The 11,835-nt window shown below is 56.3% G+C and carries 11 protein-coding genes; all 11 read left to right on the top strand.

Features of this window, described 5'->3' with window-relative positions:
• Window positions 1-38: 38 nt before the first annotated feature.
• A complete protein-coding gene (cpaB, locus tag KP22_RS09070) occupies window positions 39-986 on the top strand; it encodes a Flp pilus assembly protein CpaB (protein WP_039303456.1) in 948 nt (315 codons plus the stop codon).
• Between the two features lie 80 nt (window positions 987-1,066).
• On the top strand, window positions 1,067-2,506 hold the full coding sequence (locus tag KP22_RS09065; RefSeq protein WP_039323846.1) for a type II and III secretion system protein family protein: 1,440 nt from the start codon (window positions 1,067-1,069) through the stop codon (window positions 2,504-2,506).
• A 21-nt stretch (window positions 2,507-2,527) separates the two neighbouring features.
• The gene (locus tag KP22_RS09060) at window positions 2,528-3,214 is read left to right on the top strand and encodes a CpaD family pilus assembly protein (protein ID WP_039323843.1); all 687 of its coding nucleotides are present in this window, start codon (window positions 2,528-2,530) and stop codon (window positions 3,212-3,214) included.
• Between the two features lie 14 nt (window positions 3,215-3,228).
• The gene (locus tag KP22_RS09055) at window positions 3,229-4,428 is read left to right on the top strand and encodes a CpaE/TadZ family protein (RefSeq protein WP_039303462.1); all 1,200 of its coding nucleotides are present in this window, start codon (window positions 3,229-3,231) and stop codon (window positions 4,426-4,428) included.
• 57 nt (window positions 4,429-4,485) lie between these two features.
• On the top strand, window positions 4,486-5,889 hold the full coding sequence (locus tag KP22_RS09050) for a TadA family conjugal transfer-associated ATPase (RefSeq protein WP_039323840.1): 1,404 nt from the start codon (window positions 4,486-4,488) through the stop codon (window positions 5,887-5,889).
• Between the two features lie 18 nt (window positions 5,890-5,907).
• The gene (locus tag KP22_RS09045) at window positions 5,908-6,888 is read left to right on the top strand and encodes a type II secretion system F family protein (protein ID WP_039323836.1); all 981 of its coding nucleotides are present in this window, start codon (window positions 5,908-5,910) and stop codon (window positions 6,886-6,888) included.
• Between the two features lie 14 nt (window positions 6,889-6,902).
• On the top strand, window positions 6,903-7,862 hold the full coding sequence (locus KP22_RS09040; protein ID WP_039323833.1) for a type II secretion system F family protein: 960 nt from the start codon (window positions 6,903-6,905) through the stop codon (window positions 7,860-7,862).
• Between the two features lie 104 nt (window positions 7,863-7,966).
• Window positions 7,967-8,818 (top strand): tetratricopeptide repeat protein, encoded by an 852-nt coding sequence (locus KP22_RS09035; protein ID WP_039303473.1) that lies wholly within the window; start codon window positions 7,967-7,969, stop codon window positions 8,816-8,818.
• On the top strand, window positions 8,818-9,366 hold the full coding sequence (locus KP22_RS09030; RefSeq protein ID WP_039303477.1) for a hypothetical protein: 549 nt from the start codon (window positions 8,818-8,820) through the stop codon (window positions 9,364-9,366). Before KP22_RS09035 ends, KP22_RS09030 begins: the two co-directional genes overlap by 1 nt.
• Window positions 9,359-9,991, top strand: a complete 633-nt coding sequence (locus KP22_RS09025) for a TadE/TadG family type IV pilus assembly protein (RefSeq protein WP_039303480.1) — start codon at window positions 9,359-9,361, stop codon at window positions 9,989-9,991. Before KP22_RS09030 ends, KP22_RS09025 begins: the two co-directional genes overlap by 8 nt.
• A gap of 172 nt (window positions 9,992-10,163) precedes the next feature.
• The gene (locus tag KP22_RS09020) at window positions 10,164-11,795 is read left to right on the top strand and encodes a Tad domain-containing protein (protein WP_039303483.1); all 1,632 of its coding nucleotides are present in this window, start codon (window positions 10,164-10,166) and stop codon (window positions 11,793-11,795) included.
• The last annotated feature ends 40 nt before the right edge of the window (window positions 11,796-11,835 follow it).

The raw sequence follows: 11,835 nt of genomic DNA, 5'->3' as shown, positions 1-11,835 counted from the left end.
CAGCTTTAAGACACACACGCTAGGGTAGGCAAGTTGAAATGAAAGTGAACTCTACATACGTACTGTCAGGCGCACTCGTGCTGGCAGGCATTGTTGCGTTGATGGTGCGTAGCCATCTCTCTTCTGAACCCCCGGCGCCGCCTCCGGTGGTTGCTCAAGCGCCCGAACCGGTCGCCGTTCTGGTCGCCGCGAAAGATCTTCATCCTGGTGATTTTATTGATCCTGCATCCCTGCGTTGGCAGGTCACCGAAGAACCTGTTTCCCGCACATTCAATTTTATCCGCGGTAAAGACAGCCAGTCTCTGCTGCTGGGTGCAACGCTGCGTGAAACGGTAGCGGAAGGTGCACGGCTGACCAGTAATGTATTGGTTAAGCCGAATGAGCCGGGTTTTGTCGCGGCCGTGCTGCGCAAAGGGATGCGCGCTATTTCTGTGCCGACCAGCGCCGTCGCCAGCAATGCCGGGTTAGTGACGGCGGGCGACCGTGTCGACATCATCCTGAGTATGAAAAGAGACGATCAGTCGGAACTGCCACCAAGTCGTCTCCAGCCTGTCGTTATGCCGCTTTTGGCTTCGCAGACCATTGTGCGCGACCTGCGCGTGCTGGCGCTGAATGAGCGAACTGATGCGCCGATCTATCCGCGCACGGATGTCAGTGCGGAAGACGGTAGCGGACCGGATGCTACGGCGAAAAGCCGTGAATCTGCGACGGGAACTCGCACGCGTTCAGCGACTTATCAAACCGTCACGTTGGAAGTGACGCCGCAACAGGCCGAAGTGCTGGCTGTGGCAAAAGAGCTAGGCATGTTGCACTTAGCACTGCGTAGCGCCACGCCGGATGAGATAGCCGACCCGCTACCGGGACGTCCGCTCGTGACCACCGTGCCACAGGCGACCGACATCTACGGTGCGTTTTCCAGCGGCGGTCACAAAGTTAAAACGTATCGTGGTGAGCAAAAAGACGTGGTGACGTTCCCATCCCGATAGGACGAATACGCAATCTGACAGCCTGCGGGGTACCGCGAGCTGCTCATAGAACAATGAAGCCCATTACGGAAATTAAGTAAATGACGATGTTTTCGCTGTTTTTGAAATCGGACTTTCGGGGGTCGTGCAAACGATTGCTGGCCGCTGGCCTGTTTAATGCGGTATTGCCTGTCACGCTGACGACGATGATGTTGCCTGTGACCACGCTGGCTGCCGGAGTATCTGAAGTGGCTGAAACTAACGTGGTGCACCTGACCGTGCATCAGGGACGGTTATTACAGCTCGATGCGCTGCCAGACAGCGTGCTGGTGGCCGATCCGAATATTGCCAGTTTTGAACTACCTTCACCGGGTAATCTGTTTGTTTACGCTAAAAGCGTCGGTACTACCACGCTCTATGCAATGGATGAAAATGGCAATGTCATCAACGCCATTCGTCTGGTGTCTGAGCATGATTTGAAAGCGCTGGGTGAACGCATGAAGCGTGAATTCCCCGGTGCGGATATCCAACTGGAAGCCTCGATTCCCAGCGGTGTGATTGTGCGCGGCAGCGTCGATACACCGCAGGACGCCAAGCGTGTCATCGACAGCATACAGGCTTACATCAGTGCGTCCTCAAGCGGCGGGCAGGGCGGCGGTGGAGGCGGTGGTGAAAAATTGCCAGGCTCCAGCGAATCCTCCGGCAAAGTGATCAACCAGCTCAAAATCAAGACGCCTTCGCAAATCAATATTCAGGTGCGCGTGGTGGAAGTGTCCCGCAAGTTGACCAGCGAACTGGGGTTCAACTGGGCGGCATCATTGAGCACCGGCAGCGGCAACATGAGCGCAGGCAGCGGTTCGCGTCTGAATCTGTTCAACGCCACAACCGGTCGATTTGCTAACCCAACGGATGCTGGCTTCCTGAACTTCGGTCGATCCAGACTGAGCGGACTGTTAACCGCCATGAACCAGCAGGGCATGGCAACCGTGTTGGCTGAACCTAACCTGACGGCGATGTCAGGGGAAACCGCCGCGTTTGCTGCGGGTGGTGAAGTGCCAATCGTCCTGATCACCAACAACAGTGTCAGCATCGATTACAAATCCTACGGTGTGATTCTGCGTATGACGCCGACGCTGCTGTCTGCCAACCGCATCAGCCTGCACATTGCGCCGGAAGTCAGCGAACTCACGGACGTAGGTTCCGTTCAGTTGGAAGGTGGATCGCGTATCCCAGCTTTAACCGTGCGCCGTGCGGATACCACGGTAGAGCTGGCTAGCGGACAGAGCTTTGCGCTGGCGGGCATGCTGCGTAGCGCGGGTAGCCAGACAATCAACGGCGTGCCGGGGTTGAGTAGCGTGCCGATGTTTGGCCGCCTGTTTGAAAGCGAATCCACCAGTCAGGAAGAAACGGAACTGGTGATCATAGCAACGGCCTATGTGGTTGAACCCGTTAATGCAGGCGATCTTCAGACGCCGGGACAAGGTGTAAAAATGCTGGACTCGTCCATGCCACGTTCTGCGTCCATCGGCTATCTCTACTGAGTTCGTGAGGGGAAATAAAATATGAAAACGATCAACAGCAACCACCCTCCGTTTCGCCCGCTGCACATGCGTGCGGCAGTGCTGACCGCCGTTTTTCTGCTGGCAGGATGCGGATGGAACAAACCGATTAACGACGTGCGTATGCAGCGCTTTGATCAGCCTGCTCTGCAACCGATCGCGGTTCAGCCTTCATCGGTGTCCGTGCCGTTGCTGGTTGCACCGAACGGACGGGGCTTTCTGCCCGAATCTCTGAAACAGCTCAATATCATGTTGAAAGATCAAGGGCGGTTATCCGCGCAGACGCTAACGCTTATCCCGCACAGCGCGAGCGGCGAGCAGATGGCGGGGCGACTGGCGACAGTGCTGAAAAATGCCGGTGCTAATGCGCAGAATGTGAAACAGATGCGCCGTTCTACGGCGAGCGGACAGACTGGCGATCTGGAAGTGATCTCCGAAGCGCTGGTGGTCAAAACCACCCGCTGCACGATCAATGACCCAAATCAGCTAATGGTGAAGCCCTATGAGGCAATAGGTTCTCTCGGCTGCGCCACGCAAAACAATCTGGCGATGATGGTCGCCGAACCCCGCGATCTGATTCAGGCCAAAGCGCTGGACAGTGCGGATGGTGTGGCGGCGGTCAATAGCATCGAACGCTATCACAAAGGTGAAGTGAAAGAGCTCATCGACATTAACTTTGAAGAAGATTAAGGGCGTGACATTCCATGAGTGAAATTACCCCTAACGATGGTGAAGAACTGGCGCTGCCGCTGGTGGCGTTCGCCAATGATACGCGCGATGTAGCCGATATCAGCGATCTCTTTACCCGCCTGAAACAGCCGGATGTGCCGGTGATGTCTGGTGGTATTGCCGCTGCTCGTCAATGGTGCGAGCTGAATGTTCCGCCGCGTATTTTACTGGTAGACCTAGAAGGGGCGCACTGGCCGCTTCCCGCACTGGAAGAACTCCTCAGCGTCTGCGGCCCTACCTGTCAGGTTATTGCGACAGGCAAAGAGCAAGATGTCGGTTTATACCGCGCGCTGCTTCAGGCGGGCGTTGTGGACTATCTGGTCAAACCGCTCACGCTGGATCTGCTGGCAGCAACGCTGGCGAAGTGTGAAGGCCAACAGGCTGGGCCGGAATATGCCCGCATGGGCAGAACGATTGCGGTCGTCAGCGCCAGCGGCGGAAGTGGTGCCAGTACCGTAGCGATGGGGCTGAGCCGCCTGCTGTCTGGTGAGCGTCATTTACCCGTAGCATTGGTGGATTTTGATCGTCGTAACGGTGACCAACTGCTGCTGCAAGGGCAAAGCGATGATGCGGGGCTGGCGGCGGTGTTGGGGACGCAGGAACTGGATACCCGACTGTTGCAGCGTGCCATGCTGCGCGTAGATACCCGCTTGCACCTGCTGGCGCAGAAGCCAGAACTGGGCGAATTGAGCCCGGTCGAGGTGGATAACGTGCTGAATCTCGGCGGTGCACTGTGCCGCATGTTCAATCAGGTGATTTGGGATCTGCCCAGCAGCTATCCGACCGGGGCGCTGGACGTACTGACCTATGCGGATCTGCGCATCATCGTGACGGAATTGACGCTTCAGGATGCGCGTAATGTGCGGCGTGTACTGAATGAAATCGGTGACGAAAGTGAAGGGCAGCGTCTGCTGCTGGTGCATAACCAGAGTCGTTTTGCTACGACCACGCCGTTAAGCCGCGATCGGTTTGAACAATTTACCGGCCGGAAGATTGATGTCGTGTTGCCGAATGCAGGCCATGCGCTGGCGCAGAGCCTCACGCTCGGCGCATTGAATCTGGCTGCGGCTCCTGCTTTCCAGCAGGCATTGCGCCAATTGGTCGATCTGGCCTGCGGCGTGCGCGCCAGACCAACTGAAAAACGCTGGTTCTCGCGTTGGTTAAAACGCGCCTGATGATGTTAAGCGTTCGCCGTTTTTCAAAGGGTTAAGGACTATTTTAGGGTTACGGACATGTTGATTCGCAAGAACAACCTGCAAAAAAGTGAAGCAGGGAAAAGTACGTCTCAGGCCGCACCTGCTGCCAACGTGGCGGAACTGAAAACGCGTCCGGTGGCGGAAAATCGTGCACAGCCAACGGTGAACACCTCTTCTGGCACCACGCCAGCAGCCCGCCAGACGGATAACCGGAACAGCCAGCGTCGGATTATCCGTGCGCAGCTTTACGATCAGATCGATGCCGGTAAAGCGGCGATGATGGGGCGTGACAAGCTGCTGGTACAGATCGAAACGGTGATCCGCCGCATCTGTGACGAGCAACGGTTACAGCTTTCTCGGCAGGAAGAGGAAGCCATCGCCACCGAAATGCTGGATGAGATGACGGGGATCGGGCCGATCCAGCCGCTGCTGGCGGATGACACGGTCAACGATATTCTGGTTAACGGCGCGGGTCAGGTGTTTGTCGAACGCTTTGGCAAACTGGAGCTGTCGCCGATTACCTTCATCGATGAAGAGCATGTGTTTAACACCGCGCAGCGTATTGCCGCGGCTGTGGGACGCCGTATCGACGAAGCCAGCCCGATGGTGGATGCCCGTCTGCCAGATGGCAGCCGCGTCAACGTCATCACTTATCCGCTGGCGATCGACGGCACCACGATCTCGATCCGTAAATTTATGCGCCGCAACCTGTCGCTGGAAATGCTGGCAGAACGCCGCTGTATGTCCTACGCGATGGCGGATGTCCTGAACAAAGCGATGCAGGCACGCGTTAACGTGATCGTCTCCGGCGGCACCGGCGCGGGTAAAACCACCTTGCTGAATGCGCTGTCGCAGAAGATCGGTAGCACCGATCGCATCATCACCATTGAAGATGCGGCCGAGCTGCAATTGCAGCAGGAGCACGTGGTGAGACTGGAAACCCGTCCTGTCAGCGCCGAAGGGACTGGCCGTGTCGATCAGCGCGATCTAATGCGTAACGCCCTGCGTATGCGCCCCGACCGCATCATTTTGGGGGAAGTACGTGGCGGCGAGAGCTTCGACATGTTGCAGGCGATGAACACGGGCCACGATGGTTCGCTGTGTACGGTGCATGCCAATACCTCGCGTGACGCGATACAGCGTCTGGAAAACATGGTGATGATGGCGAACATGCAGCTGCCGCTGATGGCGATCCGTCGCCAGATCGCCAGTGCGGTTCACCTGATCGTGCAGATCGAACGTATGCGTGATGGTATGCGTCGCGTGGTGTCCATCACCGAAGTGTGTGGCATGGAGAACGAAGTGATCCAGCTTCAGGACCTGTTCAGCTTCAACATTCAGGGGATGGATGGGCAGGGTCTGTTGACGGGGGAATATGTTCAGCACATTCAGCGCCCGCAGTTCTACAGCGATAAAGCGCATCTGTTTGATGCGCAATGATGAACTGAGGAGACGCCGATGAGTGATGTACGCCTGAATCTGATCACGCTGCTGGTATTTGGCAGCGTGCTGATGCTGCTTTTGGCGGTCAACGCCTGGAGAAAATCACGCCAGCAACGTATGCAGCGTGAGCAACGCTGGCAGCAGGTTTTAAACGAGGTCAGCCCGTCGGCCGCCGCCGTCGCGTCTGATTCGATCCTGCGCGATGAAATCAAAACGCCGTTGATGGGCGTCCCTGTCATTGGGCGCTGGCTGGCTATCCTCTGGGCGCAAATGACGTTCATCGGCTGGAAAAAGAACCTGCTTCAGCGTTCTCTTTCGCTGGGGGGGGGCAGTCTGATACTCGGCATGATTCTGGGGCAGCGTACCCTGCTGCCGCTCACGATGGGGCTCATGTTTACGCTGCTGCTGTTTGTCAGTATCGGCACAGTGCTGTTCCGCTCGACGCTGCAAAAACATTTGAAAGCGCTGCGCGAAAGCCTGCCCGAAGCCATTGATGCTATTACCCGCAGCTGTCGTGCCGGTGTTCCGGTGGCGAATACTTTCTCGATTGTCGCCGAGCACCTGACGGGGCCGCTGGCGAATGAATTCAAGACGATTGACCACTGGCTGAAACTCGGTATTCCACTGCGTCAGGTCATTCAGGCCTCGGCGACGCGCGTGCCGATGGCCGAGTATCGCTTTTTCGTGGTGATTCTGATCATCAATCAGGAAGCGGGTGGGCGACTGGGGGAAACGCTGGAACGTCTGTCCGCCACGCTGCGTGACCGTCGGGAGCTGCAATTGAAAGTGCAATCCAAGACGTCTGAAGCGCGCGCATCGGCCAAGATTGTCGCCGCGCTGTTCCCCGGCTGTCTGGCCTATTTGTACATGAAATCGCCGGACGATTTCAGCTTCCTGTTCTCCGATCCGGTCGGAACGACGGTACTGATTTACGCCTTGTGCAGCGTATCGGTCGGCATGCTGGTGACGCACGTTATGGTTAAACGGATAGGGTAAAGGGAGAGCCACTCATGACTGTTTTTGACGATCCCTTACTGCTGTTGGCCTTAGTGCTGATGGTGGCAGGAATCTATCTGGCCCGTACACAGCATAAAATTCAGCAATATAAACAGCTGGAAATTCGCATGCGCGGGCATCTGCCCAGCGCCTCTATAGAGGCGGCCTCTCAGGAAAACATCCTGAGAGGCCAGGGAACGGCATTATCCCCCCTGTTGGAAAAACTGTTGCAGCCTCTCGCTACGCAGGGCGAGCGCCTTTCAGGATCGGATCGCGATCGCCGCAATCTACGCCGCCTGCTGGATCTCGCAGGGCTTCGCCGCAACGAAGCGGTGGGATGGCTGGTGATGGGGAAATTTGCCGCAGGGGCGCTGCTCGCTATCGCTCTGGTGTGGGGATGGCTGCCACCTGCTGACCGTGCGGGTTTGACGGGCGTAGCGGCAGGTCTCATTGGCTTCTTTGTCGGCTCCATGGTGCCGGAGTGGTGGCTGAAATGGCGTGCGGCAAGCCGGGGTGAAAAGCTGGCGCGTGCGGTGCCGGACGCGTTGGATCTGATGGTGGTCTGCGCCGAAGCCGGTCTGCCTATTGGACGCGTGTTACAGGTGGTATCGAAGGAGTTAGGGCTGTCTTCACCGGAAATGGCGGATGAACTGCACTACACCGCCGCCGAATTACAGATCCTGTCGGATCGTACGCTGGCGATGAAGCATTTGGCGGAGCGGACACGGGTCAGTGAGATCGAAAGTATGGTGGCGACGCTGATTCAGGCGGAGCGCTACGGCACACCGCTGTCTCAGGCGCTGCGTACGATTGCCGATGAAAGCCGTAAAACGCTGATTCTGGGGCTGGAAGAGAAGGCTGGGAAATTGCCTGCTCAGTTGAGCGTGCCGTTGATGGCGCTGATCCTGCCACCGATTATCGCGATTATGGCATCACCCGCGCTGGTGCGAGTGATTCGCCTGCTGGCGCAATAGTTTTTTACTTTCAACGTATTAATTTTAAAGCATTGATTTTACAAACACCGATTCCCGATATGAGCTGGGAGTCGCAAGGGTTACAACCGATGGAGTGCTCGAAAATGGTCGATCTGGTAGCAAAACTTAAGCGCGGCACGCCCATGCTGGCACTGCTGATTGTCAGTACCGTGCTGGTGGGATGCGGCAGCTCGATGGCGATTAAAGGCAGCAAGGATGAAGGCCTGCGCCTGGCGCGTCTGCTGCGCGATCAAGGGCGTGTTGAAGCGGCGACGGAAGTGTACGCGCGCCTCGACAGTCGTGATGCGCTGAAAGGGGCAGAGATGTTGGAGTATGCCAGCGTTGCGGCGCTGGCACGTTCACCGCAGCAAACATTGGAGCTGTACGGACGAGCACGTCAGGCTCTGGGCGGTGATACCAACCAAATGACGTCGGGAGAAGCGCTGGCGGTGTGTCTGGGTATGGGGCGTACACAGTTGGCACTAGGACGTAATGCGATGGCGCAAACCGACTTTGCTTGTGCGCTGAAAGCACAGCCGAATGATGCTGGCGCACTTAATGGCATGGGCGTGGTGATGGATGCATCAGGTAAACACGCGGAGGCGCGTCAGCTATTTGAAAAAGCATTGCAGGTGAACCCAGCCGACGTTGCGGCACTTAACAATCTGGCGCTTTCATGGTTGGCGAGCGGTAATACGGACAAAGCGATTTCTCTGCTGCGTTCGGTGGATGAGAGCAACGCAACCAGCAGGCTGAATCTGGCGCTGGCCTACCTTTCTGGTGGCAGAGACGATGACGCGCGTTCGGCGCTGGCGACCATTGCACAGCCACAGCGTATTGATGGCCTGATGGACGAACTGAATCAGCGTTTACAGCAGATGCAGCAGGATAAATCCCGTGGCGAAGCGCTGCTGTTGTCCAGCCGCCAACGTCTGCAATTGAGTGCACCGGAGTAATGGTGTGGCTTCGTAATCGCGGCCCGTGGTGTAAGAAAGGTCTTGTGCCACGCCATGAACGCAACTGGCGCAGTACGTGCGGCGTGATTGCCACGGAAGTGGCATTTCTGGTGCCGGTGGTGCTGGTCGGGGTGATGATGCTATTTGAACTGGCTCGTATCGGGCTGGTGATTGCCGTTGGCAGCGCCGCACTGGATAAAGCCGTGCAGACGTTTCGTCTTGATAACCTCGGAACGGACAGTGCGGAACAGATGGGAACGCGGCTAAAAGCGCGCATGGTTGAATCAGGGTACGGCTATCTCAAGGAAGACGATTTAACCGTCAGCGTGTTGCACTTCGACAATCTGACTCAGCTTGGCGGGCTGACGAACGGCAATAGCAGCCAGGAGAATCCCAATGGCGAAGAAACGACGACGCTGCCGGTGTGGTCTGTGACGGTGCAGATCAAAAAAGCATTCATTACGCCGCTGCCGGAAGTGTTAACGCTGGGTGACACTTTCCGCTATCAGTACAAGCATGTGTTTGGAACGGAACTGCGTAATGACTGATCGCTTATTGAAAGGCTGTCGTTTATTAAAAACCGACCGTTTCCTGAGCGGGATCCGTCGCTTCTGGTGTTCTCGCCGTGGTTCTCTTGCGGTAGAAACGGCGCTGGCGTTTCCGATTGTGCTGGCGATAGGCTCGCTGTGTGCGGATCTCTACACCGTCGGGTTGGAACGGACGCGCATGGAACAGCGTGCGGGTGCCATTGCGTCAATATTAGCGATGCAGCAGAAGCTGGATGAGAACGGCTTACAAGGGTTGCTGGATACGGTATTGCCAACGGAAGGTGCAGGGAACTATCAGTTGTTAATCAGCAACGTGCGTCAGACTGGCGAGCTGTACTGGCAGTTGAGCAGAGGCACGGCAGCGGCGCTGTGTGTGGAAAGTGAAACACTGCCAGGTGAAGAGTATCTCCCTGAACTGCCGGAAAGAGATCGTGAAGAAGGCAGTAAGACTACCTCCATGATCGTGGTCGAGATTTGCCGTCAGGGTAAAGACGTGAGCCTGCTAGGCGGTATGTCGCTAGGCGGTTTGCTGCACGCGTCGTCAGTCAACCGGGTCGCTATCGACGTGGTTGAACTGGACGAGGTACTCAGAAAAGAGGCTCGACTAGAGGAAGAAGAGCCGTAATAACCGGCGTATATACAGAAGCGGCATATAGACCGCAAACGGCAGCGAGTATCTCGCTACCGAAATAACGAACAATTAAGACAAATAGGCATATGAGCAATGTCGTTTTTATTTTCCCGTTTTATGGGCGGGTTGAGTACGTGCTGAATCCAGGTATACAGGACAGGAAGTAATGAAAAAAACCTTACAGAACAGAAGCGTAAAAAAAGACGATACCGGAATAACGCTGTTCTGGCGTGAGCACCTGTCTGCCTTTATTCAGCAGGAAAAGGGCGCGGGTACTGCATTCTATACGCTGGGTGCGATGGCCTTATTAGTGACAGCGGCTTTTATCGTTGATACCTCGACGGCAACGGGCGATGCGACGCAGATCAAACGCGCGACAGATGCCGCCGCGCTCGCCGTCGGGCATCAAGCGACCATTAATGGAGAAGAATACAGTCAGGAAGACACCAATAAGCTGGCGTATGAATACGTTAAAAACAATCTGGGGATGAATAAGTCCCTGAGTGAAAAACTGGTGGCGAGTGATGTGTCCGTCACTGAAGGGCGCAACAGTGCCACACGTAAAACCTATACCGTTACTGCCGCCTTTGAAACCAAGCCTGGCCTGCTGAGCCTGGGCGTAAAGAAGCAGGAAGTGTATTCGACCTCGGAAGTCATCAACCGTCCGACCGAAATTGCCTTTGTTATGCCAGTGACAGGCGATATGAGTGAGGGAGATATCCGCTCACTGAAAAGCGTCAGTCGCGCGTTTGTCGAACGCATGCTGAGTAGCGCGGACGGTAAACGCGACAACCTGTGGCTATCGCTGGTGCCGTACAGCCAGTCCGTGAACGTATACGACGCAGAAGATGCGAATCGTATTCGTCGCTGGTCTACGCCGAGTGCGCTAAATCCGCCGGAGCTGCGTTCGCTCTTTGCCAGTGGCGTTGTCAGTAGCCTCGCCGACCGTCGTTTCCCCGATCGCCGCGCTAACCTGCTGTGCATGTACCGTGGATTGGGTCGGGAAGAAAACTTCTTCTGGGATGAGCCGCCCGCAGGTCAGTTTCGCGTTTACTACCGCCATGATTTGCCACAAAACGGCAGTCCTGGTGCGCCACCGATCAGTTGGCGTGGCCCCAACCCCGACCTCTATCCGTGGGATAACAACTCCAATGCTGTAGATACCCGTTGGATTGTTGCTGACAAAGGGTGCCCGAATGCCGCACTGATGCCGCTGACCAATGAAGAAAGCCGACTGAATCAGCGTATCGATCAATTCTCTGCCCGTTTTAACGTGAACTACGCCATCGGCATGTCGTGGGCAGGCGCGGCGCTGTCACCAAATATGCGCGGTTCAGACGGTTGGGGCGATGCCAGGCTGCCGCTGGATTTTAATCTGGATGGCAACGGTGACGGGCAAAAGGTGATCGTGATGATGGCGAATACCATCGGGAACTGGTTTGACACCGATGGCTATAACTTCAATCGCAATCAGTTTTCTGGCAGCACCGGATCAGATGTCGCTCGCGAGTTCGCACAGCAGCGCTTCCGCGATCTGTGTTCCAGCTTCCGCGCGCGCAATATCAAATTTTATTTTGTCGGCATTCGTCCCGGCGACCCAGAGGATTTTGGCCGCAACCTGTTCGACAGAGAAGCGACACCGGGCCTGCTGGTCTGCACCGAGGGTGAGAAACGCATGAGTTTTATCGATGGTGCAGGCTTCGGCGCAGAGGGTGTTGAGGATCAATTGATTCAACGGTTGGATCGTATTGCCGGCCAGATCGAAACCGAGGGCGGCTATGTTCGGCTGATTGAATAACTGCTGAATGTAGCCAGGAATGACGCGATTTGCCCCTTTC

Origin of the sequence: Pectobacterium betavasculorum (assembly GCF_000749845.1) — a bacterium.
In the GTDB taxonomy this organism is placed as follows: domain Bacteria; phylum Pseudomonadota; class Gammaproteobacteria; order Enterobacterales; family Enterobacteriaceae; genus Pectobacterium; species Pectobacterium betavasculorum.
This window is presented reverse-complemented; position numbering and strand designations above follow the sequence as displayed.

Excerpts from the sequence above, each read along its gene's own strand:
- KP22_RS09035 (WP_039303473.1), top strand. The coding sequence starts at position 7,967 with ATGGTCGATCTGGTAGCAAAACTTAAGCGCGGCACGCCCATGCTGGCA.
- KP22_RS09025 (WP_039303480.1), top strand. The coding sequence starts at position 9,359 with ATGACTGATCGCTTATTGAAAGGCTGTCGTTTATTAAAAACCGACCGT.
- KP22_RS09050 (WP_039323840.1), top strand. The coding sequence starts at position 4,486 with ATGTTGATTCGCAAGAACAACCTGCAAAAAAGTGAAGCAGGGAAAAGT.
- KP22_RS09030 (WP_039303477.1), top strand. The coding sequence starts at position 8,818 with ATGGTGTGGCTTCGTAATCGCGGCCCGTGGTGTAAGAAAGGTCTTGTG.
- KP22_RS09020 (WP_039303483.1), top strand. The coding sequence starts at position 10,164 with ATGAAAAAAACCTTACAGAACAGAAGCGTAAAAAAAGACGATACCGGA.
- KP22_RS09060 (WP_039323843.1), top strand. The coding sequence starts at position 2,528 with ATGAAAACGATCAACAGCAACCACCCTCCGTTTCGCCCGCTGCACATG.
- KP22_RS09045 (WP_039323836.1), top strand. The coding sequence starts at position 5,908 with ATGAGTGATGTACGCCTGAATCTGATCACGCTGCTGGTATTTGGCAGC.
- cpaB (WP_039303456.1), top strand. The coding sequence starts at position 39 with ATGAAAGTGAACTCTACATACGTACTGTCAGGCGCACTCGTGCTGGCA.
- KP22_RS09055 (WP_039303462.1), top strand. The coding sequence starts at position 3,229 with ATGAGTGAAATTACCCCTAACGATGGTGAAGAACTGGCGCTGCCGCTG.
- KP22_RS09040 (WP_039323833.1), top strand. The coding sequence starts at position 6,903 with ATGACTGTTTTTGACGATCCCTTACTGCTGTTGGCCTTAGTGCTGATG.
- KP22_RS09065 (WP_039323846.1), top strand. The coding sequence starts at position 1,067 with ATGACGATGTTTTCGCTGTTTTTGAAATCGGACTTTCGGGGGTCGTGC.